Raw genomic sequence first — 26,871 nt, 5'->3', positions numbered from 1 at the left:
TGTTTACCGGACATACTCAAGTTCTGCTTTTTCTACCCAAGCGTCAATATTTTTTGAAATAAATTCCCAGTCCAGATCCTGTGCTTTTAAATGCTCCATAAACGCTTTTACATCATCTGACGCACCAAGAAGCGCTTCTTTCTGACAGGGAATGGTGCCAAAACGATCCGACCACTGAAGCTGTACCTCAGAGCTTCCAAGCCAGTTAAGGAAGTCTACACAATCATCATATTTTTTCGTACCCTTTGTAATTGCTACTGATTCAACAACAAATGGCTCGCCTACTTCCGGCGTCATAATCTGAAAATCATAGTTTCGTGCCTTTTCCTCTGCCAGAACACCGGAACCCCAATGCATACTCAGCGGATAAGCGCCGTTGATTACCTGTCCAATATTATCCTCACCTGACGCAATCCGATGTGCATTTCCTAAATATTTCTCTGCGATTTCCCAACCTTCATCTGAAATCCCAAGCTCTCCCTCTTCATCTGCGTAACGGCTAATAATACTTGCAAATATTGTTTTGCCAGTACCTCCACCCAATCCATGAATTTGATATTTATTTTTATATTTATCCTTTACTAAATCTGTCCAATCTGACGGCATATCTTTAAAATCTGCATTTCCGATTAAGAGCAGCGGTGTAATGGTAACTGGATAATAGTACCCGTCAGTATCGATCAACTCAGCATCTACTCCATCTACCCAATCCGGTTTCCATGTCTGAATCAGCTCATTTGCTTTTAATTTTTCATACTCAATGCTATTGAGTCCAAACACAACGTCACAAAGAGAATTATTCTTTTCAGCAATCATTCGTTCAGACATTTCAGAGGCTCCCAATGATACTACTTGTACTTCAAATCCTGCCTCCTTGGCTTTATTAGTCAGCCATTCATCACGGCCATCCGATCCACTGTTGGTGTATACTACAATTCCTTCGCCTGCCTTACTATTGTCTTTCGTTCCTTCTGAAACACCACCTGTTTCTTCTGCCTTTGCAATTTCCTTTGTTGCATCTGTCTGAACAGAACCACGTTTGCACCCCGTTAGCAATGACACTGCCAACGTTGCAGCCAGCATTAAGCTTCCTATTCCCTTTCTCATTTTATATTTCCCTCCTTTTGGTTGTTGTTTCTGTTTCTCTTATGAATCATATTATATATTTAACTTTGAAACGTGTCAATGATTTATGCATTTTTTCTCTTTTATTTCTAAATATCCTTCCTTATTTTCGTTTATTTTGCCAATATACTTTTTTATTATATTAGAAAAAACGAATCAAATTAAAATTATTTTTGCATATTTCATGCTTGTTTTATCTTTAGTTTTATTCTTAATTGTATTTATTTTACTTCACCTTAATCATTTGTTCTTTGCCTCCCTTCACCATTAAAACGTTTCAAATTTACTTTAAATTTTAAATACCTTTTGTCAAATTATCTAGTATCTTTACGTAAAATCCACGTAAAAAACGGGTGTGGTTCTCAACCACACCCGTCATTCTATAATTCCCGCTCAATCATTTGCTGCGCCTTATTTAATGCATTCTCTTCTGACATCGAGCCCATTAACACACTCTTTACCGCTGTTCCTATGATATTCAAAAAGGTTTTTTCATCAAATGGTTTATCATAAGCTTCCGATACTCTCTCTGTATGCGATCGCTTAAAACATTGCTCAGAAAGCTCCAACCATGGAAATGTATTAATAATATCATATTTATTATACGTTTTAATACAAGGCGAGACACTTCCTAATGCTGCCATTCCCGACGCAACCGGTTCTTTCGTGATCCATTTAATAAATGCCGCTGCATCTTCTTTCTTTTTACTATTCTGAGAGATTCCTAATGCTCCGCCTCCATACATAGGATTGTCTCCCGGAACCATGGCAAAGCCTATATTACCTGCAACCTTCGTATTTGTCCCTAAGATCTCTGATGCATAATTGCTAAAATTAATCATCATAACAAATTCTCCGTTTGCAAATCGTTGTGCAGATTCATTCCACCAGTGAGAGGTTGTTTTATTCGCATACCGCTGCGCAATGATTAATTCGTGAAGGGCTTTTTTTCCTGCTTCATCATCAACCACGATTCTTCCGTTTTCATCAAAAAGATTTTTCTTATGGCTAAATATTCTTGCTAAAAATTCCGACGAAGCAACACCTGTATTCCCTAATGTTAAACAAGAATGATACGATACATCCGGCTCTAACCCTTTTGCAAAAAACTCTGCAATCTGATTATATTCCTCAAAATTCTCAGGTATTCTTAATTCCCTCTTGTAGCTTTCTCTAAACATTCGTTTGTAAACTGTATTTTCAAAAAGATCTCTTCGATAAAACAACAGCTGAACGCTTGGTGTAAAGGGGAGGGCATAGGCTTTGCCTCTAACATAAGAGTATTTTTTTATTAATGGTTGGATATAACCTTCAAATAACTGAGCCATATCAGAATATACTTCTTCCAGCGGAACTAGGAGTCGCTGGGCAAACCATGACAGCCATGTAACATCCACTCTAAAAACATCATATATATTCGAAAATTCAACATTTGAAAATTGATCGTAAATATCATTATATGAAAAAACGGATACCTTCACCTCTGTTCCAGTTTCCTCTGTGTACAATTTTGCAAGCCCTTGCATTATGCTTGCCTCCGGGCCTTCAAGAGTAATGACATTCAAACATTTTGAAGGAGCATTTTTTAATTCAATCTTCTTCCAGTTCCGGTTTCCGTCATTTTCAACCAAATGATCTTCCATAACAAAATCCTTTACTGGAGAATTAAGGATCTTATCCGCTACCTTTCTTCCTAACAAGCTATAATTCAGTTCATATTTAACAAAATTTCTTTCCGGCAAAGTAACTACAGGCGAAAGTGTTAAAATACAGGTTTTTCTTTCTCTATCGAAGGTGTCAAGTATCCCCTTAACCTTTTCTGCAAAAGCTATGTTAGATGTAATAATTGCATCATATTCCCCATCTAGTAAAATTGAATTCAACAGCGTATGTGATATCCGGTTAAGCCCAGTTGAAATTTGATAAATCTTCACTTTTAGCTTCTTGCTTAATACCACCTTCATTCCCAGAAAGAATTCTCTTTCGTTAGAATACTCTAACGAATCGGTAATCACAGCAATATGATGATAATTGTTTTTCACAATATATTCGGCAATTTTTTTCCCCGCTTTTTCATAATGGAACCCAAAATATTCCCCTCCATCAACCGGTTTTCTCTCTACAAAACAGACTTTTTCCAAACCATAATACGCTTTATTGTATTTTTTTTGGTTTAAACAGGTAACAGTGGCAACCCCCGCAGCCATCATGGATTTTGCCCGTTGAATCAACTCCATTTCAACCTGTGGATTATCATCCGATAATAATAGCTCCACCACATAATTGTTCTTTTCCGAAAAGCTTTTAATGCTGTAATATAGCTCTCTATATTGTTTGCACTCTATAGAAGGAATGATCACGCATATTATATTTCCTCTGCCCTTTCTTAAGGTTTTCGCACGTTCATTCATGGTATAACCTAATTTTTGAGCCGCCTCTTGTACACTTTTGATCTTCTCGCTACTGACATTCCCTTTACCATTTAATACATTTGATGCCGTTCCCTGTGAAACCCCCGCTTCTCTGGCCACATCTAAAATTGTAGGCATTTTTATCACCTCTCTTCATATTACGCAAAGAAATTGTAAAAACCATTTTATGAAACATATTATAAAAAAATATATTCTTAAAATCAACTGCAACTAAGAATAATAACAGCGTAAATTTTCCTTGCATCATTTTATCTTAGCTGATTCCTGATGAGCGGACGTATAAATTCTTTTATATCGGAAAACTATCCCGCACGCACAGCGCCCCATATCCCAGCTGCGGATTCGGCCAGACCTCATAACCTGGCAGATGGCGGGCGCCTCTTTGCAGATATGCTTTTACCTTTTCTCCATACAGAAACCGGTCGTTTCCCTCTAGGATTCCCCACTGCATTAAAAGAGCTGCGCTTCCTGTAACAAAAGGAGCCGCAAAGGAGGTGCCTGTGACCGCCTCATATCCTCCGCCACGCCTGGCTGTGATAATATCCACTCCGGGAGCGGCCAGATCCGGCTTTACCTGACGGGTCTGACGGGTAAAGCCCCGGCCGGAGAAGTCTGCGTAGGCCCGGTAGGAATCATCGTAGGCTCCAACGGAAATTACATTAGCTGCCGTGGAGGGAATGGTAAGAGTAGTCTCCGGCACCGCCAGAAGAAAGCGGGTAGAAGGATTCAAAATTCCTCTCGACGGCAGCCACATATCATATAGCCCAGTGACAATCCGCTCCGGCGTCAATCGGAAGGTCCAGATACCGCTGTCCAGGTAATCTCTCACTGGAATAAAATCAAAATAAACCTCCTGTGCGCTGCTGTAAGGACTTGGCTTTCCATAATATATCAAAATACGGGTACCTCCGTAAGTAAATGTCTGAGGTCCCAGGCGGCTGTCAATGGGTCCAATGATATCTCCAGAGGGCGTTATGAGCCGGATCGCGAATTCATCTACATAGGATTTCCATAGCTGCACTCCCATGCCCGTCTCAAAAGGTGCAACCGATAGCTCCACATTGGTCTCCTGACCCATGATAAGCTCCCCTCCGGTATGTCCGGCCCCAGCCCCTTCATTTCCGGTTCCCACTACCAGAACGCTGCGTCCATAATTAGATATGTCATTCATAAAAGTTTCCAGCAGGCTTTTTCCATCATGTGAACCGTAGGTATTTCCAAAGCTCATATTCACAGCTACCGGAAGCCCCATCTCTTCTGCCTGGCGAACCACAAAATCCAGGGCTTTCATTAGCTGTGTCGTCCGGGGGAAATTATCAGTCAGAGGCGTTCCCAGCTTTACCACCAACAGCTGGCTTTCATAAGCTACTCCCCGGTAAACGCCTCTTCCCTCCCGTCCATTGCCTGCCGCAATAGCCGCAACTGCTGTTCCATGTCCGCTTAAATCCACTGTGGGAACCAGTTCCAGCGCTTCGGCTCTGGAGGGAGCCGCCAGGGCCGCATTCAGTTCCTCCGAACGGTATATCTGGTTCCTGTCTTGATCCATCAAAGCCAGAATCCGGGTAGTTCCATCCTCATTTCTAAAATCCTCATGAAAATAATCAATTCCCGAATCAATTACAGCCACCAGAACTCCTCGCCCTGTAAGCCCTGCCCCCAGTCCGCTGATGACGCTGCTTGTACCGCTTACTCCCGGCTGCACTGCCGAAAGGCAGGAAGCTGCTCTGGCTCCCTTGCTGGCGAAAAACAGCCGCTTGGGCTTTTCCACATATTCAATCTGATTTAAAGAGCTGAGCGCGTCTATGAGATGCTCAGGAACAATCAGAACTGCATATCCATTCAGCAGCTCATCCACCTGGATTCCCAGAGCCGTCAGTCCCTCCAGACTGCCGGAATGCCTTACAATCAGCTCCCAGGTTTTTTCTTCCGGATTATAGCCTATATTCAGATTTTCTGATTGCAGCCTTTCCTCCTCCGTAGCGCTTAAGGCCAGATTCAACAGATTCTCCAGCTTTTGATCATCCATTTTGCTCCTTGGGAATATATCTGTCCCCTACCCATATACTTCATATTTATACTATGCCCTGTATACGCCCCCATAGTACATAGTACAATATTTTAAAGTACTCAACTGGCAAAAGCCCATAATAAAAACACGGCTCCAATCTATAAAATCGGCTTGGAACCGCGTTCTTCTATTTCCGCTTTTTACATTCGCATACTCCGATTAAACAGATATTCCTTCGCTTCCCTCCATTGACAGTTAATCTCCGCTCCTAAAAACAGTATACACATACACATATACAGCCAAAGCAGCAGAAGCACAATGGCAGTCAGGCTTCCATACATATAAGAGTAGTTTTTTCCTCCAATATGGTCAAAATACAGGGAAAAAGCAAAGGAAAAGCCCATCCATCCGACGGTGGAGAACACGGCTCCCGGAATCTGATCTCTAAGACGCAGCTTCTTATCCGGTACAAATGTATAGATTCCGAGAAAAAATACCATGAGAATCATCAAAAACCACAAAGCCCTGAAGCTTATAAGCTTCATAGTCACCTCTGCTACTATGGGGAACCGTTTCAACATTAAGCTCTGAAGCATATCTCCGAAAACAAGAAGTCCCAGAGACAAAATGCAGACAAGAACAAACACAATGGTATACCCAGAGCAAATCAAACGGTTCAGTACATACCACCGCTTTTCTCCATATCCGTTTACCCGGTTCAGCCCCCTGGCCACGCTGAACATGCCCCGTCCGGCAGACCACAGGGCTGTGACGGCTGTAACGGAAACCATGGTAGCCGGAGATTTTAAGGACAGGTCATTCACCAGACGGAAGGCCAGGGATTTGTAGTCCACAGGCACCAGCCCTACAATCAGCTCTGTAAACATAGCGTTGCTGATGCTGGGTATCATCTGTACAGCTGTAATCAGAAGCATGATAAAAGGCACTACAGACAATATGATAAAAAATGATACCTGAGCTGCATATACGGTCATTTCATCCTCTGCAAATTTATCATATATTTTCTTTCCCTCAACAATTAATCCCCACATAGCCTCTCCCTGCATGTTGTTTTCTTTCAATAAAGTTCCCGGAAACCGCTCTCCTCAACCACAGGGATATCCTCCGAATCCATTGATTCAATCTGTATAAACCTCCCCTGATTCAGGCCCGCGATCAGCCTGTCAATCACCTCCGGTTGGCCCTGAACCTCCATCTCCACATCGCCATCCCAGAGGTTTCTCACCCAGCCTGTAAGTCCCAGGGAACGAGCTATATAGCAGGCTGTATACCTAAATCCTACCCCCTGAACCCGTCCTCGGAATCGTATGTGCTTTCTTACCCTTTTCATTCCTCTGACTCCCCCTTATCTTTCCAGACGTTCTTCTTGGACTATCTCAATTTCCTACTCCAGCCTGATGCTTTCAGTATCCACACACCCCTTCGCCGGAAGCTCTCTTGTCAGGCGTTTAATAAATTATATAGCAGGAAGATGCAATTTACAAGCGCTGTATATTTTATTTTTCAGCATGGCTATTAACTTTTTTATGACTTAAATTTTCACAAACTACTTACAAACCGTTCACATTTAATATATAAATTGCTCATATTTACCGGATATACTAAGTTACGTAAAGTGCTAATGCTTATAAGACTTTTTTTCATAATACTTGGCCGACGGGAGAACTCCTGACCGGCCCCTCCCTTCTTCATCGGTCTGTGCATACGTTCCCTATTGATTTCAGCCTCAGGCGACGATAACCGGCTCCCTTTCCAACAACGAAGCTTTTTTAAGACATGATGGTTAATGCAATCCTAAAAACCGCTGTGTCTCTGATACTAGCGGCCCGGACACAGCGGTTTTTTTCTTCTCTCATTCGTTTTTCACACCCTTGGCAAGCCAATCATCAGCTTTGTGCCAGCATTTTCCTACCGCTCCATCGTCACTAATGTCCACCTGCCGTTCTGACACATGATAAAACAATACTTTTTGATTCTGAACCGGTAGTATCTTTCTACTATCGCCTGAACTGCTCTATATTTCATTAAGCTTATACACCATGGATAAATAGTCATAATTTAATAATACCTCCTCCTAATTTACTCTCCTGTATCCATCTATCTTTCAGCCGGTTCACTAATCGGCCGTCAGGAAGCGTCGAAGCCTGAAAGAAAGCAATCGCGCTGGTTTTACTCCTCCACATTAAGCAGATACGGCGTTACCTGATATACGTAGTAATTCAGCCAATTTGTATACAATGTATTAGAAGTATTCCGCCATGTAAGCACCGGGATCTCAAAGGGGTCATCATTTTCATAATAATTATAAGGCACCTCTGGATTCAGGCCCTTTTTTAAATCCCTGTGATATTCATTATTCAAGGTCATCCTGTCATACTCCGGGTGCCCCTGGACAAATATCTGACGGCCGTCCCGGCTCATTGCCAGAAACACGCCCGCCTCCTTTGATTCTGCCAGAAGAACAAGCTCAGGCACCTTTTCAATATCCTCCCTGCGAACCTCTGTATACCTGGAATGAGGGGCCAGAAAATAATCATTCAAGCTTCTTACAAGAGGCGCCTTCCTGTCCAGAACCTTATGATTATAAATCCCTGACAGCTTCGTCCTTCTTGGATATTTCCTGATTCCATAATGATAATACAGCCCTGCCTGCGCACCCCAGCATATATGAAAGGTAGAGGTTACATGCGTCTTGCTCCACTCCATAATTTCGGAAAGCTCCTGCCAGTAATTCACCTCCTCAAACTCCATATTTTCTACCGGAGCTCCCGTAATAATCATTCCATCAAACTTTCTCCTGCGAACTTCCTTAAATCTTATGTAAAACTTATTTAAATGGCTGGAGGAGGTATTCTTTGAAACATGGGTAGACAGCATGAGAAAGGTACAGTCCACCTGCAAAGGCGTATTAGACAACGCCCTTAAAAGCTGGGTTTCCGTCTCCTCCTTAATTGGCATCAGATTTAATATCAAAATTTCCAGAGGACGTATATCCTGGCTCATGGCTCTGTCCTCATCCATGATAAATATGTTCTCTGTCTCCAGAATGGCTCTAGCTGGCAGCTCCTTTTGCACTTTTATCGGCATAACATCATTCTCCCTTCCAAATGTAGACTGCTTCTTCTAAAACCGCACAGTGTCCCGGCAAGAACCTGTTCTGACTCAGCCATCAGCTGGCCGCGGCTCCTGAATGCGGGATATTAACCGGATAGCAGCGCCTTCTGCTCCCGCGCCGGAAACTGTGCTACAGCATTCGCAGGAAGTCCTTCTCAGAAATAATTGGAACGCCAAGCTCCTTGGCCTTCTTATTTTTAGAAGAATTAGAGTTCACATTATTGTTAATCAGATAAGTTGTCTTAGCCGTAACAGAACTCACAGCCTTTCCTCCTTTACGCTCAATCAGCTCCTGAAGCTCCTTGCGGTTAGCAAACTGCTCCACTGATCCGGTAATTACGAAGGTCATCCCTTGAAAAACCGCCTCTCCCTCCTCTGGCTGCTCTTTCTGAACCGTCAGCTCTGTCAGAAGGTGATCCACCGCTGTATTATTCTTCTCCAAAGAAAAGTAGTCCACCCATGCCTGGGCCAGCACGCTGCCAATTCCGTCTACCGCAGTCAGAGCGTCCAAATCCGCATGGCGCATCTTATCAAAATCAAACCCAAACTTCCTGCACAGCATCTTGGCATTAGCCAGGCCGATCCCAGCGATTCCCAGACCATATACCAGTCTCGGAAGGGTTGTAGTAGAAGCGGCCTGAATTGATTCAAGCAGATTGTCGCAGGATTTCCGGCCAAAGCCTTCCATTTCAACAATTTCATCCTTATGCCGGTTCAGATGAAAAATATCTGCATACTCGTGAATAAATCCGGCCTGAATAAACTTCTCAAGGGAAGCCTCGGACAAACCGTCTATATTCAAAGCATCCCGGCTGACAAAAAGAGTGAAGCTCTTGATCTTCTTTGCCTGACATTCAGGATTGGTGCAGTAGAGGCTCTTTACATCATTTAACTGACGTATCTCCGTACCGCCGCCGCATACCGGACAGACTTTTGGTATATGCTTCACTCCGCTTCGGGTCAGATTATCCTCAATCTGGGGAATAATCATATTAGCTTTATATACGGTAATAGTATCTCCTTCTCCCAGCTCCAGGCCCTCCATAATGCTGAGATTGTGAACGCTGGCACGGCTTACCGTAGTCCCCTCCAGCTCCACCGGCTCAAATACAGCCACCGGATTAATAAGCCCCGTCCTGGAAGCGCTCCACTCAATATAGGACAGCCTCGTCTCGCGGATCTCATCCTTCCATTTAAAGGCAATGGAATTTCTGGGAAACTTGGCCGTACGTCCCAGGGCTTCCCCATAGGCAATATCATCAAAGGTCATCACCAGACCGTCAGAGGGAATGTCATTGGTCTTTACAGCCCTTGAAAAATCCTCCACCGCCCTCACAAGATTATCCGCCAGAACCTCCTTATAGTAAACCGTTTCAAAGCCCTGGCTCTTTAGCCACTCCAGCTGCTCCCTTCGGGAGTTTCCAAACTCCACCCCCTCTGCTCTCACCAGGGCAAAGGCTACAAACCGCACGTTTCGCTCCGCCGTAATCTGGCTGTTTAGCTGACGCACAGAGCCGCTGCACAGATTTCTCGGGTTTTTATACCTCGCGTCTACATCCTCTATCTCATCATTAATCCGTTCAAAATCAGAATAGGTAATCACAGCCTCGCCTCTTAGCACCAGCTGCCCTTCATAAGAAATATTCAAGGGAAGATTAGCAAATACCCTTGCATTAGAAGTGATCACCTCTCCAATCTCACCATTTCCCCTGGTAACGGCTTTTACAAGCTCTCCCCCCTTATAAGTCAGCACTATGGTAAGGCCGTCCATTTTCCAAGACAAAATTCCAGCCTTATCTCCAAGCCAGTCACAAAGCTCCTCCACGCTCTTCGTCTTATCCAAAGACAGCATAGGGATCTCATGAGCCTCCTTGGGAAGCTCGCTTAAAATTTCATATCCCACATTCTGAGTAGGACTTCCCGACAATATAACCCCAGTCTCCTGCTCCAGAGAACAAAGCTCGTCGTAAAGCTTATCATATTCAAAATTACTCATGATCTCCCGGCTTTCCTGATAGTAGACCCGCCCTGCCTTTGACAGAATGGAAACCAGCTCCTTCATTCTCTGAATGTTATGATCCATATGACTCTCCTATTTTTAATTTGTTCTTCCAAAGTTATGAACCCGGCCCTTCCGGCCCTTGCCCTCTGTCCAGCCGTTTGTCTCCCCCGTACCTTCGCCAGCCAGCCGCTCCTTTCTTGACAGGCTGGAGGAGTCCTTAAGAAGGTTTAAAAGCTCCTTATATTCTGCCCCATTTATCTTACGGTATGCTCCTTTTGGCAGACCTCCCAGGCATATATTCATGATGCGCACCCGTTTCAGGCTCTGCACCTCAAAGCCGCAGGCCTTGCACATCCTCCGAATCTGCCGGTTCAGCCCTTGGGTAAGAACGATAGAAAATGTTTTCTCATCCACCTTTTCCGTCCTGCAGGGCCTTGTAACCTGCCCTAGCTCCTTAAGCTCCACGCCGCCGGACATTTTATCCAAAAATTCCGCTGTTATCTCCCTGTTGACTGTAACAATGTATTCCTTTTCATGCCCATTGCTTCCGCGCATTATTTTATTCACCAGGTCACCCTGGTTCGTCATTAGCAAAAGTCCCTCTGAATCCTTGTCCAGCCTCCCCACAGGATAAATACGCTCCGGGTATTTCAAATATTCCACAATATTCTCCGCCCGATCCTTGTCCGAGGTAGTACACACGATCCCCTTTGGCTTATTTACGGCCAGAAGCACAGGAGCAGGCTTTGAACTTCGTCCTTCCCCAACAGTCTTACCCTCACAGATAATACGCTGTCCAGGCAGCACCTTCTGTCCCACGACTGCCTTATGACCATCTACCAGAACCTTTCCCGCTTCTATAAGCCGATCTGCCTCACGTCTGGAGCAGAGGCCCATCCGGCTCAGCCATTTATTCAAACGTTCTTCCATTCTTTCAACCTTCTATTGCCCTTTTGCCTCTGGATGAGAGGCGATCAGCATAGCATCCCCAAAGGAAAAGAAACGATACCGCTCCTTCACTGCCTCTTTGTAGGCATCTAAAATATGCTCCCGTCCGGCCAGCGCGCTGACCAGCATTACCAGCGTTGACTCCGGCAGATGGAAATTCGTAATCAAGGCATCCAGTACCTTAAAACGGTATCCGGGGTATATAAATATATCTGTCCATCCCGTTCCTGCCTTTAAGATTCCATCCTCTGTAGAAGCTGACTCCACCGTCCTGCAGCTGGTGGTTCCCACACAGATAACCCGCCCTCCGGCTTCCTTGGCTTCATTGACCTTCTTCGCCTCCGCCTCCTCCACCATATAAAACTCTGAATGCATATGGTGATCCAGCACATGTTCCACCTTCACAGGGCGGAAGGTTCCCAATCCCACGTGCAGGGTCACATGGGCAATCCTTACCCCCATTTCCTCTATCTGCTTCAGGAGCTCCTCTGTAAAATGCAGTCCTGCCGTAGGGGCAGCCGCAGAGCCATCATGCCTTGCGTATACGGTCTGATAGCGGTTTTTGTCCTTTAGACTATGAGTAATATAGGGAGGAAGAGGCATTTGCCCCAACTGATCCAATATTTCCTCAAAGATTCCTTCGTAATGAAACTGAATCAATCGGTTTCCATCCTCCACTGTCTCCAGCACAGAGGCCGTCAGCTGCCCGCCTCCAAAGGACAGCTCCGTTCCGGGCCTTACTTTTTTCCCAGGTTTAACCAAGGTTTCCCACACATCAGCTTCACGGCGCTTTAAAAGCAATATCTCCACCTTAGCTCCGGTATCCCTTTTAACGCCAAAAAGCCTGGCAGGAATAACCCTGGTGTCATTAATCACCAGACAGTCGCCAGGTCTTAAGTACTCTGTTATATTTTTAAAAATCCGGTGCTGTACAGCTCCCGTATCTTTATCCAGCACCAAAAGCCTGGAGGAGGATCGATCCTCCAGGGGATCCTGGGCAATCAACTCCTGAGGCAGTTCAAAATAAAAATCCTTCACATCCATAACTGCTTTCTCCTCCCGCTATTGAAGGGTTACGATAGAGCTCTCCCCCGAAGCCGGGGAGGTTTCTGCAAAGCTTTGGCCTTCTCCGGCTCTGTCAGCCTCACTGGAGGCAGCCGTCTCTTTGCTGCTGTCCTGAGTTCCTTCTTCCGACTGAACGTTCTTTCCTTCGTCCAGAGAGATCATGCTGTCCTCTCCATCCTCAGCCTCTCCATCCTCTCCAGACACCACCGCCCCATTTCTCAAATTCTTATAAATGCCGGCCAGAAGCGTGTCAGATTCAAGGGCCTGTCTCAACTGCTCATTCACCTGATTCGACAGAAGGCGTACATCCTCCGTCTGGTTCTGCTTTGCCACATAATCCGCTTCCTCTCCAATCACATGTTCCCGTATCATAAAGCTGCCATTCTCATCCTTCAGCACATAGCACCACATAAGTCCGGGAGCAGCAGTCTCCACTCGCTTAAACTTTACATCATAGGTTACGTAAACCACATAGGAATCCTCTGTAAGCCCCGGCTTTGTATAGCAGGTTATGTCCTCGTAATCCTGGATATAGACAGCTTCATTCTGAAGCTCCTCCTTTCGTTCCTTAAGGCTTTCTTCATCAACGGCTTTTCCAAAAAGAGCAAAGAGCTTTTCCACATCCTGATCTACCTTTGCCTGGAAATAATCACTGATAAGCAGATTCACCTGAGGAATTGCGTCCTTCTGAAGCTCATACTGTGAAAAATCTGCAATATACTGATTATTATCTGGTTCCTCCGCCTTCTCTCCAAAGCCTGCTTCACTCTGTCCATCGTTCTCCTCCAGCCAGGTTGTCTCCCCCTCAGAGGAAGCCCCTTCCTCCCGGACTCCCGTCCTTCTATCCATTACTACGATTATAATAACCAAAATCATTACTATAACCAGAGGAATTGCCGCCATCCGAATATATTTTATCCTTTCATCAGCCGTTCTTCTGCTTGTCCGTCTTCTGCTTTGTCTCATCTATACTGTCCTCCACTCCCGGCCGGTAAGACCCGGATGCATCTATCCGCTTTGCACAAGTATCTCCGCTCTATTCTAACAAAAAGCAGTTAAAAATGCAATCCATAGCGAAAAATACAGCTTACAAAATCATTAAGATTCTTGATAAAAATTTTCTTGAAAACAGGCAACAAAAAAATGCATCTGATAGGAATCGAACCTACGCACGCGGCTCCGGAGGCCACTGCTCTATCCACTGAGCTACAGATGCATCTCCACTATGATACTATAGTTTTCCAAAAACTGCAAGCCCTAATTTTTTCTTTTCCGGCAGGAAACTCTGTGCAGCAACGCTTAAGCTGCTTTTCTTGTGCGCACCATTACTTGACAACATCAAATAAATGTCATATAGTTGACTTAATCAAATGAATGGAGGAAACTTATGACGGAAACCTTTGCTTTTTATATATCAGTTCTTCGAAAGGAATTTACAAAATACTGTTCTGAAACGCTTTCAGAACTAAATGTAACTTATGGGCAGCTATTTATCTTAATATTTGTGGGTAAAAAGGAAAAATGCTCACCTAAGACTCTGTCCACTATATTAAAGCTGGACGCAGGCCAGCTAAACAGGACAATCCTTACTCTGACAAAGAACGGTTTCCTGATTCAGGAAAAAAATCAGCAGGACAGAAGGGCAAATATTCTTAGCTTAACAGACAAAGGAAAACAAGTATTTGAAATGAGCCATAACTTATTCTATCAGTGGGATGAAGGGGCTTTAGCGCCTCTTTCAGCCGCTGAACGCCAGGAGCTGCTGAAACTGGTAAAAAAGATAGTATTCAGCAAAAGTAATATAAATCCCACTTAACAGTCATTTTAACATATACGCAAAAACGGGAGGATCTTAATATGACAAGCTTAACTCATTTTATCAACCTTTTAACAGGAAAATTTAGCAACATAGAACAATATAATGAACTGAGCAGGAAAAGCAAGGTGAATGTTCCATATGCTGAGCATGTAAATACTGTCTGCAATCATAAAATAGTCAATTTGCCAAATGGCTTTAAGGGCATATTCATGCTGGAGGAAAGCTATTACACGTTGAAGGGAACAACACATGGGGCTCCACATTTATTCCTGTTCACCGAAGAAGCTGAAGGAATCAGGCTTACCTCATACGAAATACCAAACGGATACAGCAAGGACACCTTTACCTACAACAATTTAACCGAAGTGGATTTTAATGCCTTGAAACCTTCGGAAGCCTTCACACCAGCAATGTATTTTCTTAAAGATGGAGTATGGGAAGGAGGAAGCGTCAGTATGTTTTCTCCTATATTAAAATTCACATTATGGGAACGCTTTTCCCAGGATTGTCTTGAGGTTACAGAAACTATGGAAGTCAACGGCAAAAGGACATTTGGCTATGACACGCCAATCATCTATAAAAGAACCTGAGCCTTCACAGGCCCTCACAGCCTCTGCCGCGATCCTTCATCTTATCTGCCCCAAGCCAGTCCATCCTCTTCCAAAGGGCCAGGCTTGGGCGGCCGTTCTGCAAATACCGGCTTAACCAGCAAGGATACAGGATTGATGCCCCATCCTCTTAGCTGCCCTTTACTCTGGCAGTTCCGCCACAAACTCCGTAAGCCGGATATTGACATCCTTATGGGCCTGCAGCAGGCTCACAGGAAAATGAGGGCTCCGCTCACCGTAAGCCGCATGTCTTACGACGCTTCTGTGCCAATCCCGAAAGCAGCCAAGCCGGATTTTTCTCGCCTGGAAAATTTCGTTAAAGCCAATGGTTACGCAATCATAGGGCATATCATCCAAAGCACCATTTAAATCACCAATGGAATTAACCGCCCGCGTCTCACTGGAAATCTTAAGCACTCTTGTGCGAAGCTCTAAAAATTCCTTTTCACTCAGGTCATCCTGAGCTTCGTTGAAAGCTACATGACCGTTGATGCCGATACCTCCAAAGCATATGTCAACTCCTCCCAGACGTTGGATCGTTTCCTGAACGCAGGCCAGATTCTCAGGATCCGGGAAAATACGCTGCTCCTTTGGCATAACCAGTTCCGGCTTGAGTTTCCCATACACGGCGCGGTTCATAAATCCCCGAAAGCTCAGCCGGTGCTCCTGGGGAATCCACCTCTTGTCCTCTGTGAGATATTCATCCATATTGATAAACCATACATTTTTCAGGCTGATATTCTGCTGATTCACTGCCTCCACAAAATAAGGATACTGTCCTACAGGGCCTACCGGACAAATCAATAGGGTATTCTCTCCCAAAGCATTTTTACGCTTAATCTCCTCTGTCATCTCCTGTGCCATAGCCTTGAACACGGATTGATTATCCTTCATCACGATCAGAGGGATTTTAGGACTGCTTAGCAGCTCCTCCTTTGTATAGTAATAAAAATCATGCTCCATTTTTTACTCCTCTAATTTTATTTTTCTTCCGATTACAGCTCACAGCCCTCCCCCTTGCCTTCGGCTATATCCTTCCCACCGCCAGGTAGATTCGGAGCTTGCGCTCCTTAGAAGCGTAGCCGTCAGGCGCACATAAAACACGGTTCCAGCTGCATAAAAGCCGCTTGGAACCGTATTTTATGTTTCAAAGAGGGGGGCATTCATTGCCATCACATTTCTATTTCGCGGCAGTCCCCTTCTGTCTCTCTCAGGTTATGTACTCTATCTGCTCTCATACATATCAGAGGTATAATCGGTCATCGGCTCCCAGTTAGCAAAGCTAAAATCCTCCGGCCCCACATCAGCCCCTGCATCCGCTGCCTTCTGAATGGCTCCCTCCCACTCTGCCTGTGTTTTTTCAGCTAGATCTGCAAGCTGGGCCTCGTAATCAACTGACTGCGCCAGAACTCCCTGCAAAATCTCTCCAAGTCCTGGTGAAACAGTAGCCGCCGCCGCATACACAGTTGCTGCCTGGGGATTTCCTATAATCGGGTCCGGTACAAGAACCGCCGCCTCATCATTTAATTTGTAATATTCCAGCATCTGCTCATCCGTCATATATTTTTCATTGACAGAATTAATTACAGATACAAATCCTCCATCCTCCACAAGACCAGACTGATAGTCTTCAGAGTACAGTCCCTCCAGATATCGTGCCGCTACATCCGGGTGCTTGCTGTTAGCAGAAATTCCCATCCAGGCGGTGGCGCTGATATGCGGCAGCTTGCCTTTCGCTCCGCTATCTGGTACCGGCATAGCCATTACGCCAAAATCAAGATCCGGATTTTCCGTTTTCCAGGTAGAAATACACCATGCTCCCTGGCAAATAAAGGCCGCTTGGTTTTGCGCAAAAAGCGCTCTTGCCTCCGGAGCCTTTAAGGTGATAGAATCCGGGTGGATGCATCCTCCCTTCACCAGAGAATCATAAAAAGCAAAGGCGGAGCGCATAGCGTCGGAATTTAACGGGCTTTTACCGTCTACCAGAATAATCTGGGACATATCTCCGCACTTTGCACCGGCTGTGCTTGCCAGTGAACGGATAAAAAGCTCTAAACGGTTCGTCTGGGCGCCGCTGTCAATCAGTCCATAATATTTCCCTCCCCCTGCCTTTGTAACCGTCTCGCAGGCTTCCTTAAATTCACTCCAGGTAGCCGGCAGCTCGGTCACGCCTGCATCCTCAAGAACCGTCTTATTATAGAAGATCAGTGTATTAACAATATTGGCTGCCTCCGGCACACCGTACACCTTCCCATCAACATTGGTCACGCCCTCGTTAAAGGAGCCCTCTGCAAACTGGGCAAAAAAATCCTCTCCCAGATAATCTGTCAGGGGAACAAACCAGTTTTCCTCAACTGCAGTATTGATATTCACCCCGGAAGGAAGAGGAAACAGATCCGGAGCGTCACCGCTTTTAATCGAAGAAATCACACTTTCCTTAAACTGATCCGCTGTAAGAACCGTATATTCCACGGTAACGCCAGGATTTTCCTCCATAAACTTCTTATTAAACGCTTCTCTTCTCGCTTTTGTGCTGTCGCTCCAGTCCACTACTCTAAGAGTTACCTTTTCTCCCTCCTTAGTCTTAATCTTCTCCTGTTCCACAGCTGTCGTCTCCGTTCCAGCCTCCGTCACCTGATCCCGTGTACTAACTGAAAGACCACAGGCAGCTAGAGAAAAAGCCGCAGCCGCCGCAATGCCCGCTGCTCCTAATCTTCTTAATACCATTTCCATTCTCCTCTCTTCTATCTTTTATTATCAACTCTTCACAGCGCCAGCGATACCATCAACAAAATATTTTTGACACGCTATGAAGATAATGATTACAGGTACAACCGCAATGCTGGCCCCCGCCGCAATGCCCGTCCAATCCACCACATTCTCCCCACGCAAAGCATACAGTCCAACCGCCAGCGTGCGAATGTTAGGATTATTTAGAGTAAGCGTAAGAGGAAGCAGGAAGGAATTCCAGGTCCATATAAACTGCATAATCACCACTGTAACCATAATTGGCTTAGAAAGCGGAAACATAATATGTATAAATAGCTGAGGAAAGCTGCATCCGTCAATCAAAGACGCTTCCTCCATCTCCTTAGGAATAGACGCAAAAAAGCCGGAAAACAACATCAGAAAAATAACGTGTCCACCGCCAGACTCCGCCAGGATCAGGCCCAGCAGATTTTTTGACAACCCCATTCCCTTCAACAGCTCATAGACCGGAATTATAGTAAAGACCAGGGGAATGGTGATGCTGGCCATTAAAATGCTAAGAACCACCTTTTTTCCTGCAAAATTATAGCGCCCCATCACATAACCTGCCAATGCCGTAGTGAACAATACAATCAATACGACCGACACCGTAACCAGTACCGAATTTTTAAAATAAACGCCAAAATTAGCATTATTCCAGGCTCGAACCAGATTCTCCAAAGTAACTGACTTAGGAAAAAGACTTACGCTGCTGGCAAAAAACTCATTCTGCGTCTTAAATGAAGCAGATAGCATCCACAAAAATGGGTAAATCCAGAAAAAGGCAACCACTGTAAGGATTCCATATAAAAGCAGCCTTCCGATTGAACATCTATTTCTCATCACATCTGTTCCCCTCTCTTCTTATTAAATACAGACTTTAAGGTATTTCCAGCCGCTCCAAGAACAATCACGATCAGGCCAAAAACCATGGCCGCTGCGCTGGCATAACCCAGACGGGGCATACCATTGCTGCCTGCATATGCAGTGCGGTAGACAAAGGTGGCCGCCACATCAGTAGCATAAAAGGGGCCCCCTGCTGTCATCGTCTGCACCAAATCAAAAACCTTCATAGAGCCGATAATACAAAGGGTCGCTATCACACCGCCGATTGGCAGGATCATGGGAAACACTACCTTGGAAAATGTTTTCCATTTCCCCGCTCCGTCGATTTTAGCAGCCTCGTACATGTCCTGGGGAACGCTCTGCAAAGCTGCCAGCCAGTAGATCATATAGGTTCCTACATCCTTCCAGCAGCCCACCAGAGCCACCATAAGCAGAGCTGTCGTCTTATTTCCCAGCCAGTTCACTCCATGAACACCGAACATTCCGAGAAACTGGTTCAGCGCCCCGGTGCCTCCAAAAATAAACATCATAATAATACCAACAATGGATGTGGTGGTAATCACTGGCAGGAAAAACACGGTTCTAAAGCAGGCAGCCCCCTTTTTTATAATAGAATTAAACAGATACGCCAAGCCAAGTGAAATCGAGAGAAGCATAGGCACGGTCAGAAGCATATAGCAAAAGGTGTTCTTCACCGCATTAAAAAACAGCGGATCGCCCATCAGCTCTCTGAAATTATCAAACCCAATAAATACTGCCCGTGAGCTCAAACCTGACCAGTCCAGAGTAGCGTAGAACGCCCCCGCCAAAATCGGGTATCCCTGAAAAAGAAGATACGAAATCAGCGCAGGCATCATAAAAACCCAGCACCATAGATTGATCCGTCTATTATTCCTCTTTTTTAATTGTGACGCTTCTTTGTTCATGTCAGTCTCCTAATTAATTTTATTTTATAATTTATGTTTCTTCTTCATTATTTTTATCCTAGCATATCTCCCCAGGTTTTTCAACCTTATTTTTTATCTATTTCGAATAATTTGTTATTTTTATCTATTTTATTTCTCAATTTTTATGCATATTTACGTTTTTAAAATCTTTATATATTTTTATATACTATAATTATTAGACAAGCATATATCTGACACAGCTTCCCTTTTTTGCCTGCCATCCCGCTTTCCTTGCCTCACGATGTAGTTTTTTGCAATAAATGATTGTATGCATCCCACCTATAAAAAACGCCAGAGATAAACCATTCTTTCCGAACCATTTATCTCTGGCGTTTCTCTCTTGTACAACCATCTTCTATAGCAAATATATTAAGACCGATTCATTTCATTACTGCATCAGGAAAGAAACATTCTGTTCCGCCTGTTCCAAAGCGGCGTCCAGGTCAGCCGCCCCTGTTCTGTACTCTGTCAATGCTGTCTTCACCGCATCCGCAGCCTCCGCCGTATAGATTCCGTAATTCACCCTCGGTACCGTATCCGAATACTCCAGAATCATTTTAAATACAGGCTGGCCTCCATAAAAGGGCTGGCTTTCCTGATAGTTAGGCTGATCCTTTGCCGGGAGATAAGTTGCCACCGCTGAAATCTCCTTCAATAACTCATTGTAAAGCTCCGGACTCCCCGCAAATGTATGGTTCAAGTAGTCGATTGCCAGTTCTTTATTTTCTGTATTCATGACAATCCAGCTGGAGCCGCCGGTATTACCCGAATTGCTCGCTCCTTCTATATCGGAAAAACGGGGCATATTAGCGATTGCCCATTTTCCAGAAAGGCTTTCATCCTTTTTCAGGGTATTCATAATCCAGCATGCATTCATCATTCCTACTGCGCTGCCGTCAAAGAACGAGCTATAGTAGGACTCCATATCCGCCCTTATCTGAAGAATTCCTGTATCCATGAGCTTTTTATATGTTTCGAACACAGCTCTCAGGCCTTCATTATTTTTCAAGTTAAGGGTTCCATCCTCCTCAAAATACCAATAGCCGCTACTCTGAAGCATGCAGTTAATCAACTGGTTATTGTCTGCGGTTATCAGCATGGGGAGGCCTGTTTTCTCCACAACAGGAGCGGCTTTTTCAATATATTCATCCCAGGTCAGATCCGCCAGCTCCTCCACAGTCAATCCGGCTTTTTCCAAAAGGTCCGTCCGGTAAACAGCAATTGAAGCCCCATTATCAAAAGGAACCCCATAAACCCTTCCATTTACAGTGCCTGCTTCTACCTTATAGTCGGCAAACTGCGAAAAATCAATTCCAGATTCCGTCAGATCCGCAAAATACTCCGGATAAAGGGTAACAAACTTTTTAATATTCGTATCTGACATCAGCATAATATCAGGAAAGGTATCCTCCTGCCCTCCAGCTGCCGCAGTAGTCAGCCTTGTTACTATATCATCAAAACTTAAATTCGTAATTTCCACCTGAAAATCCGGCGCTTTTTCCCGGTATATGTCAGCCGCAGCCTCAGCCGCCGGAATATTGAACGTCTCATCCCAGCACCAGATACTGACGCTTTCCCCATCATCAGCTTCCGCCTTTCCCTTGGCCTCTGCCGCAGCATTCTGCTGCGCGCCACCCTCCTGGCCAGCGCAGGCCGCTAAACTTCCTGCTGCCGCTGCCGCCAGCAGCCATACAATTATTTTTTTCACCTTTCTTCCTCCTTTACTATCTTTATGATTCATATATCTAACAGCCAGTCAGACTGTTATCTATCATATTAAGTGATTAGAACGTGCAGGCAATCAGTATATCTGCCTCCTCCCAGGTCTGACATCCCCACGCTGGCCGTGACCGCGATTCATTCACAAGCGTTCTTAAGACTTCACAGACCCTGCAATTCCTTCTGTAAAGCTTTTCTGAAGGCAGAAAAACATCAGCGCCAGCGGAATGGTAGAAATAAGAGCCAAAAGCATCATCATACCATAATCCACCGTGTAGCCCGCCGTCATCCCCGCAAGCACTATTTGTAGAGTCTTACTGCCCGGACTCTGCATCACGATCAAGGCCCAGAGATATTCATTCCATATATTCATAAAGGCTACTATAGTAGCGGTAGAAAAAACAGGCCGCATAATGGGAAGAAATATTTTCAAAAAGATTTCCACCTCTCCCAATCCGTCAATTCTAGCCGCTTCCACAATCTCATAGGGAAATGTTCTGGTATTCTGACGAAACAGCATGATCAAAAACGCCGAAGATACAAATGGAAGTATATAGCCAGTAACACTGTTTAACAGATTCAGCTTAGCAAACAGAAGATACATAGGAATCAGCGTAACTGCCTGAGGCACCATGATGGACAGCATAAGGACGGACATGGTTATGTCCTTACCTTTGTCATGGTAGATCTCAAAGGCATATCCAGCCAGAGAAGTAATACATATCGCCAGCAAGGTTCCTGCCAGGGAAACCAAAAGCGAGTTTTTTAATCCGGTAAAAAAATCCGCAGTAGCCGCCAGGGTCTTCAGATTATCCAATAACGCCCCACCTGGCAGAAGCCTGGCCTTAAGAACATCCACACTGGTATTCGTACTGGACACGATCATATAATAAAGAGGAAAAACCGAAACGACGGATACCAGGATCAAAAACCCATGGGACACTATATCATTTCCGCTTCTATTTCTAGAATACCGTTTTTCTTTCATCGTTTATCACCCACCTTCATTTGAATCAAAGCAAGTACCGCCACCATCAAAAATACGATATAGGAAATCGCGGCCGAATATCCATACTGGGGCAAATACTCAAAGGATAGCTTATAAATGTAGTTCGAAAGGGTAATCGTGGCATTTCCCGGACCATATGAAGTAATTGTCTTAGTTTCCGTAAATAACTGAAGGGTACCATTAATAGAATTGATTACCGTCAGCAAAATCACCGGTTTCAGGACAGGAATGGTTATCTTAGTAAGCTGCTTTAGCTTGCCGGCTCCATCAATTTCCGCCGCCTCGTACAGTGAGCGATCGATACTTTGCAGACCTGATAAGTAAAACACTGCATTATATCCCGTCCACCTCCATGTCATAGCCAGCAGGATAACCATCCGGGCCAGCCATGGCTCCGCCAGCCACTGAATTCCAGCTTCAATCAATCCAAGCTTGATTAATATCTGATTTACGAGGCCATTGGCCGCAAACATGGAGCGAAATACCATCGAATACGAAACGCCTGCGGTAATGCAGGGCAAAAATACCATGGTTCTGTACAAACCTTTCCATTTCAGATTCGGCCGGTTCAAAATGCTTGCCAGAATGAGCGCCAGGATCAGCATCACCGGAATCTGGATCAGATAAATCACCGTATTAAACATTGAAGTGTGAAACAGGGAATCCTTCGTTAACCTTATGTAATTCTGCAGCCCTACCAGACTTTGGTCTCCTCCAATCCCTGAAGTAAGCGACAGCAAAAAAGCCTTCACCATGGGGTAAAATCGAACTAAAAGAATAATACCCGCCCCGGGCAAAATAAACAGCCACCCCTTCAGCCTTCGTTTTTTCTCTATCCCTATTTTAGACGCCATTGTATTCCTCCTTTCTAATGCTCCATCCTGGCTCCTCTCAGACCGGCATGCTGATTGACTTACCATATCGAAAGGAGCACCACAAAAGAGCAATCCTCCCCCTTCGGCCATAAAGCCGATACAGAATTCAAACTTACACAATTTCAGCTTTATTTATACTATATAATTTATTTTTTGTTTTTATATGTTTTTTACATTAGCATATTTTCCCGTTTGTTTCAACTAATATTTATTTTTTTAAATTTATTTGTGAATTGTACTTATCTTTTCTTTTGTTTTTTATGCATTTTTACACACTTGTATGATTTTATTATTTTTTATATAATATAATTAATTGTTTGCAAAGGTTGTGCAAGCAAACTATAAAATTCCTGAAAGAAGGGAGCACTACTTAACAATGAATATACATCTTATATATCAATCAGAGCATGAAACCATTGCCTTTGCCGCCAAGGAACTCTGCCTTCATCTCTCAGCAACAGGAAGTTCCATTTCCTTCCGCCACAATCAGCCTGGCTTCGCCTGTAAGGAGCCTGATACCTTAACCCTTCGCCTCTGCCTTGCAGAGGCCCGTCCCTCTCCATTGGATGATTCCTATCATATTTGCATCTCTCCTTCAGAGGGAAGCATCACCGGCAGTAATCCGCGCAGTATCCTGCTTGGCGTCTATGCCTTTTTAAAGGAGCTGGGCTTCCGTTTTCTTGCCCCTGGTTCCCAGGGAACCCTTATTCCTGCTGCTCCAGTAGCTGAGGACTTCTATATGGATATTGAAAGGACTGCCTCCCTCCGCCACCGCGGCGTCTGCATTGAGGGCGCCAATTCCCTTGAAAATATACTGGATTTTATTGACTGGCTTCCCAAGGTAGGCTTTAACAGCTTTTTCCTGCAATTCACGGAACCCTTTATCTTTCTAAACCGCTGGTATGATCACATCAACAATCCATTGTATCCGCCGCAAAAGAAAGAACCAGACTTCTATCAGGACTGCTACCAGAAGCTGGAGGCGGCAGTGAAGCAACGCTCCCTCCTGCTTCACACAGTAGGCCACGGCTGGACCTGCGAGGCCATCGGATACCCCTCAGGCGGCTGGCTTACCGCCCCCAGGGAGCCTGAAAGACAAACGGCTGAACTGCTGGCGGAGGTAAATAAAAAGCGTGCCTTCATTGGAGGGATTCCGATGAACACCAATCTTTGCTACGCAAACGATACAGCTGCTGAGCGTTTTACCGATTCAGTGATACGCTATCTGGAGGAACACACCCAGGTGGATTTTCTTCATATCTGGCTTGCCGACGAACCAAACCATGTGTGCGAATGTGAAGCCTGTAAAGATCTTTCTCCGACCGATCAATACATCCAGCTTTTGAACCGGATCGACCGCAGGATGGAGGAGCATGGCTTAAGCTGTCATCTGGTATTCCTGCTCTACCAGGAGCTTTTATACCCGCCGGTAAAGGAAAAGCTCCTGCACCCAGAACATTTTACTCTTATGTTTGCGCCAATCAGCCGAAGCTTTGCTATTTCCTATCCCTCAAACGTCACTACGGTTCCTCTGCCCACCTATCGGAGAAACCAGATGACACTGCCTACCGACATTATTGAAAATCTTTCCTATCTGAAAGAATGGCAGCGGGAGTTTTACGGGGACAGCTTTGTCTACGATTACCCCCTTGGCCGGGCGCATTACGGAGATCTCGGCTACCTAAAGCTCAGCCGCGTCATCGCCGGAGATATTAAAAGCCTTCCTTCTCTTGGCATGAATGGATATATCAGCTGTCAGGAGCTGCGCGTCGCTCTGCCCAATACATTTCCAAATTATCTTATGGGCCATCTGCTTTTTGACCATAAGCAAAGCTGTGAGGAGCTGGAGCAGGAATATTTCCAGGCTGCCTATGGACGCCACTGGCAAAGCGTACATAATTATCTGAATACGCTGTCTCAGCTATCCGACTGTGATTATTTCAACGGAAAAGGAAAACGGGTTTCCTCTGCGATGGAGCGCAATTACCATATGCTCTGTAAACAGATACAGCATTTTCTTCCTTCCATCCAACAGGCGGTAGGGGAAGCTTCTTCTGAATTTGAGTTATTTTTCTTTAAACTGCTTGACTACCATGCAGGCTATGGTGTACGCTTAGGGAAAGCGTTGACCGCACTGGCTGCCGGGAACGAGGCTGAGGCTAACCTTCTGTTTGCTGAATTTTGTAATTTTATTCGCAAGCAAGAAGCCTCCATGCAGCCTTATCTGGATGTTTACCGCATTATCGAGGTCTCCGCAAAATATACAGGCTTTTGTTTGCCGGAGGCCTGATATAAGAAGGAATCAGCTATTATGTACAAATTGGTAAAACGAAAGTCCTCCAACCGGAATAAAATTTTAGAATGTATCTACCGGAATGCCCCTATTTCCCGAACCAGCATTGCAAAGCTGACCGGCATCACTCCAGCCACCACGACACTCACCATTGCCGAGCTGCTGGACGAGGGCATTGTATGCGAGCTGGGTCTGGAAGAATCAGCAGACCCCTCCTGCGCAGGCCGCAGACGCATCTCCCTTGACATCTGCCCAGACTTTCTCTTATCTCTGGGAGTTGAATTTAACCAAAAGGCTTTGTCCCTGAGCGTCACTGATATGAAGGGAAAAAGTCTCTATTTTTACAGCCAGCCCCATACGCCGGCTCTCGGAAAACGCATTACCGAAGCCATATTGGAGCAGATTGACGCCGCGCTTCATTCCTGCGGCATTACCGAAGATCGGCTTGCCGGTATCGGCATTGCTATCCCAGGGCATATAAACGCAGCCTCGTCAAAGCTTGCCAGCAATAATAACACGTGGGACAGCTTGGATATAGCCAAAATACGCAGCTCCTTTTCAGTTCCGGTTCTGTTTGAGAACAATGTCCGTTGTATGGCCCTCAGCCAATATCTCTTTCACCCGGAAATCACTCCCGACAGCTTTGCGTTCTTTCATGTGGGGCTTGGCATGTTTTGCGCAAATATGATGGATGGTCATCTTTTTCTGGGAAATTCATACGTATCCGGTGAGATCGGCCATACCATCGTCAATCCCAATGGACTGCGCTGCGAGTGCGGCAAGCAGGGCTGTCTCCAGACCATCGCCAGCGAGCAGCGGTTTATTCATAATGCCCAAAAGCTTTATAAAACCGAGCCTGACGGAATTTTGCGCCATCTTGTAGCCTCCCCTGAGGCGATCACAATGGATACCATTGCGGCCGCCTATTCCATGGGAGATGAGGCGGTAACTGCCTGCGTTACCCATGGGCTGCGTTATCTGGGTATCTCTACCTCCAACATTGCCATACTGATGAACCCAGGGAAAATTTTTCTCCACGGTGCGATCTTCACCTATCCAGAGATTCAGGTTGAATTGATGAACATCATCCGCCAGCAGCTCTCCTTTGTGGAAAGCTCCCATGTGGAAAGCATAGAAATCCTTCCCTGCGGCGTACAGGACGGATCCATCGGAGGTTCGGCTCTGGCTATTTTGGAGGGCTTCTTAGAGGTTTCCTATGACCAGGGATAAAGGGCTTTGTATCACAATGCCAGTAAGGGGGATGCATCATATCCCTTTACAAGCCCCGGACA

General features: G+C 45.1%; 21 protein-coding genes and 1 tRNA gene. 4 read left to right on the top strand and 18 right to left on the bottom strand.

Going from position 1 to position 26,871, the window contains the following annotated elements; all coding sequences use genetic code 11:
- Positions 1-3: 3 nt before the first annotated feature.
- From FYJ39_RS12980 to FYJ39_RS12930, 11 genes are all read right to left on the bottom strand, one after another.
- Positions 4-1,107, bottom strand: coding sequence for an extracellular solute-binding protein (locus FYJ39_RS12980; RefSeq protein WP_154472897.1), 1,104 nt, complete (start codon positions 1,105-1,107; stop codon positions 4-6).
- Positions 1,108-1,505: 398 nt separating this feature from the next.
- Complete coding sequence (locus FYJ39_RS12975) at positions 1,506-3,674, bottom strand: extracellular solute-binding protein (protein WP_154472896.1); 2,169 nt, start codon at positions 3,672-3,674, stop codon at positions 1,506-1,508.
- A 172-nt stretch (positions 3,675-3,846) separates the two neighbouring features.
- Entirely contained in the window at positions 3,847-5,583 is a 1,737-nt protein-coding gene (locus FYJ39_RS12970) for a S8 family peptidase (RefSeq protein WP_154472895.1), read from the bottom strand.
- Positions 5,584-5,765: 182 nt separating this feature from the next.
- On the bottom strand, positions 5,766-6,617 hold the full coding sequence (locus FYJ39_RS12965; protein WP_154472894.1) for a YihY/virulence factor BrkB family protein: 852 nt from the start codon (positions 6,615-6,617) through the stop codon (positions 5,766-5,768).
- 26 nt (positions 6,618-6,643) lie between these two features.
- Positions 6,644-6,916 (bottom strand): acylphosphatase, encoded by a 273-nt coding sequence (locus tag FYJ39_RS12960; RefSeq protein ID WP_154472893.1) that lies wholly within the window; start codon positions 6,914-6,916, stop codon positions 6,644-6,646.
- Between the two features lie 839 nt (positions 6,917-7,755).
- On the bottom strand, positions 7,756-8,673 hold the full coding sequence (metA, locus tag FYJ39_RS12955; RefSeq protein WP_154472892.1) for a homoserine O-acetyltransferase MetA: 918 nt from the start codon (positions 8,671-8,673) through the stop codon (positions 7,756-7,758).
- Positions 8,674-8,830: 157 nt separating this feature from the next.
- The gene (ligA, locus tag FYJ39_RS12950; protein WP_154472891.1) at positions 8,831-10,783 is read right to left on the bottom strand and encodes an NAD-dependent DNA ligase LigA; all 1,953 of its coding nucleotides are present in this window, start codon (positions 10,781-10,783) and stop codon (positions 8,831-8,833) included.
- 15 nt (positions 10,784-10,798) lie between these two features.
- Complete coding sequence (locus FYJ39_RS12945) at positions 10,799-11,632, bottom strand: pseudouridine synthase (protein ID WP_154472890.1); 834 nt, start codon at positions 11,630-11,632, stop codon at positions 10,799-10,801.
- Positions 11,633-11,644: 12 nt separating this feature from the next.
- A complete protein-coding gene (gene queA, locus FYJ39_RS12940) occupies positions 11,645-12,694 on the bottom strand; it encodes a tRNA preQ1(34) S-adenosylmethionine ribosyltransferase-isomerase QueA (RefSeq protein ID WP_154472889.1) in 1,050 nt (349 codons plus the stop codon).
- A gap of 18 nt (positions 12,695-12,712) precedes the next feature.
- Complete coding sequence (locus FYJ39_RS12935) at positions 12,713-13,681, bottom strand: hypothetical protein (protein ID WP_235919836.1); 969 nt, start codon at positions 13,679-13,681, stop codon at positions 12,713-12,715.
- Positions 13,682-13,859: 178 nt separating this feature from the next.
- A tRNA-Arg gene (locus FYJ39_RS12930) sits at positions 13,860-13,931 on the bottom strand.
- Positions 13,932-14,102: 171 nt separating this feature from the next.
- Here FYJ39_RS12930 and bilQ point away from each other — a divergent pair.
- Both bilQ and FYJ39_RS12920 read left to right on the top strand, forming a co-directional pair.
- Positions 14,103-14,531, top strand: a complete 429-nt coding sequence (bilQ, locus tag FYJ39_RS12925) for a bilirubin utilization transcriptional regulator BilQ (protein ID WP_154472888.1) — start codon at positions 14,103-14,105, stop codon at positions 14,529-14,531.
- A 41-nt stretch (positions 14,532-14,572) separates the two neighbouring features.
- Positions 14,573-15,124, top strand: coding sequence for a hypothetical protein (locus tag FYJ39_RS12920; protein ID WP_154472887.1), 552 nt, complete (start codon positions 14,573-14,575; stop codon positions 15,122-15,124).
- A gap of 159 nt (positions 15,125-15,283) precedes the next feature.
- Here FYJ39_RS12920 and FYJ39_RS12915 read toward each other — a convergent pair whose 3' ends face one another.
- The 7 genes from FYJ39_RS12915 to FYJ39_RS12885 all read right to left on the bottom strand — a co-directional run bounded on the left by FYJ39_RS12915 (position 15,284) and on the right by FYJ39_RS12885 (position 23,265).
- Positions 15,284-16,105, bottom strand: coding sequence for a 6-phosphogluconolactonase (locus tag FYJ39_RS12915; RefSeq protein WP_154472886.1), 822 nt, complete (start codon positions 16,103-16,105; stop codon positions 15,284-15,286).
- A 261-nt stretch (positions 16,106-16,366) separates the two neighbouring features.
- Positions 16,367-17,869, bottom strand: coding sequence for an ABC transporter substrate-binding protein (locus FYJ39_RS12910; protein WP_235919835.1), 1,503 nt, complete (start codon positions 17,867-17,869; stop codon positions 16,367-16,369).
- A 30-nt stretch (positions 17,870-17,899) separates the two neighbouring features.
- Positions 17,900-18,733, bottom strand: coding sequence for a carbohydrate ABC transporter permease (locus FYJ39_RS12905; protein WP_154472884.1), 834 nt, complete (start codon positions 18,731-18,733; stop codon positions 17,900-17,902).
- Positions 18,733-19,662: a carbohydrate ABC transporter permease gene (locus tag FYJ39_RS12900; protein WP_154472883.1), complete on the bottom strand. Its 930-nt coding sequence runs from the start codon at positions 19,660-19,662 to the stop codon at positions 18,733-18,735. Before FYJ39_RS12900 ends, FYJ39_RS12905 begins: the two co-directional genes overlap by 1 nt.
- 409 nt (positions 19,663-20,071) lie before the next feature.
- Positions 20,072-21,391 (bottom strand): ABC transporter substrate-binding protein, encoded by a 1,320-nt coding sequence (locus FYJ39_RS12895; protein WP_195840436.1) that lies wholly within the window; start codon positions 21,389-21,391, stop codon positions 20,072-20,074.
- Between the two features lie 165 nt (positions 21,392-21,556).
- Positions 21,557-22,390 (bottom strand): carbohydrate ABC transporter permease, encoded by an 834-nt coding sequence (locus tag FYJ39_RS12890; RefSeq protein WP_154472881.1) that lies wholly within the window; start codon positions 22,388-22,390, stop codon positions 21,557-21,559.
- Positions 22,387-23,265, bottom strand: coding sequence for a carbohydrate ABC transporter permease (locus FYJ39_RS12885; RefSeq protein WP_154472880.1), 879 nt, complete (start codon positions 23,263-23,265; stop codon positions 22,387-22,389). Before FYJ39_RS12885 ends, FYJ39_RS12890 begins: the two co-directional genes overlap by 4 nt.
- A 397-nt stretch (positions 23,266-23,662) precedes the next feature.
- On the opposite strand from FYJ39_RS12885, the gene FYJ39_RS12880 reads away from it, so the two are divergent.
- Together FYJ39_RS12880 and FYJ39_RS12875 are read left to right on the top strand one after the other, a co-directional pair.
- On the top strand, positions 23,663-25,576 hold the full coding sequence (locus FYJ39_RS12880; protein ID WP_154472879.1) for a DUF4838 domain-containing protein: 1,914 nt from the start codon (positions 23,663-23,665) through the stop codon (positions 25,574-25,576).
- Between the two features lie 21 nt (positions 25,577-25,597).
- Positions 25,598-26,809, top strand: coding sequence for an ROK family transcriptional regulator (locus FYJ39_RS12875; RefSeq protein WP_154472878.1), 1,212 nt, complete (start codon positions 25,598-25,600; stop codon positions 26,807-26,809).
- Positions 26,810-26,871: the final 62 nt, after the last annotated feature.

Origin of the sequence: Clostridium porci, from assembly GCF_009696375.1 — a bacterium.
Classification (GTDB): Bacteria; Bacillota; Clostridia; order Lachnospirales; family Lachnospiraceae; genus Enterocloster; species Enterocloster porci.
This window is presented reverse-complemented; position numbering and strand designations above follow the sequence as displayed.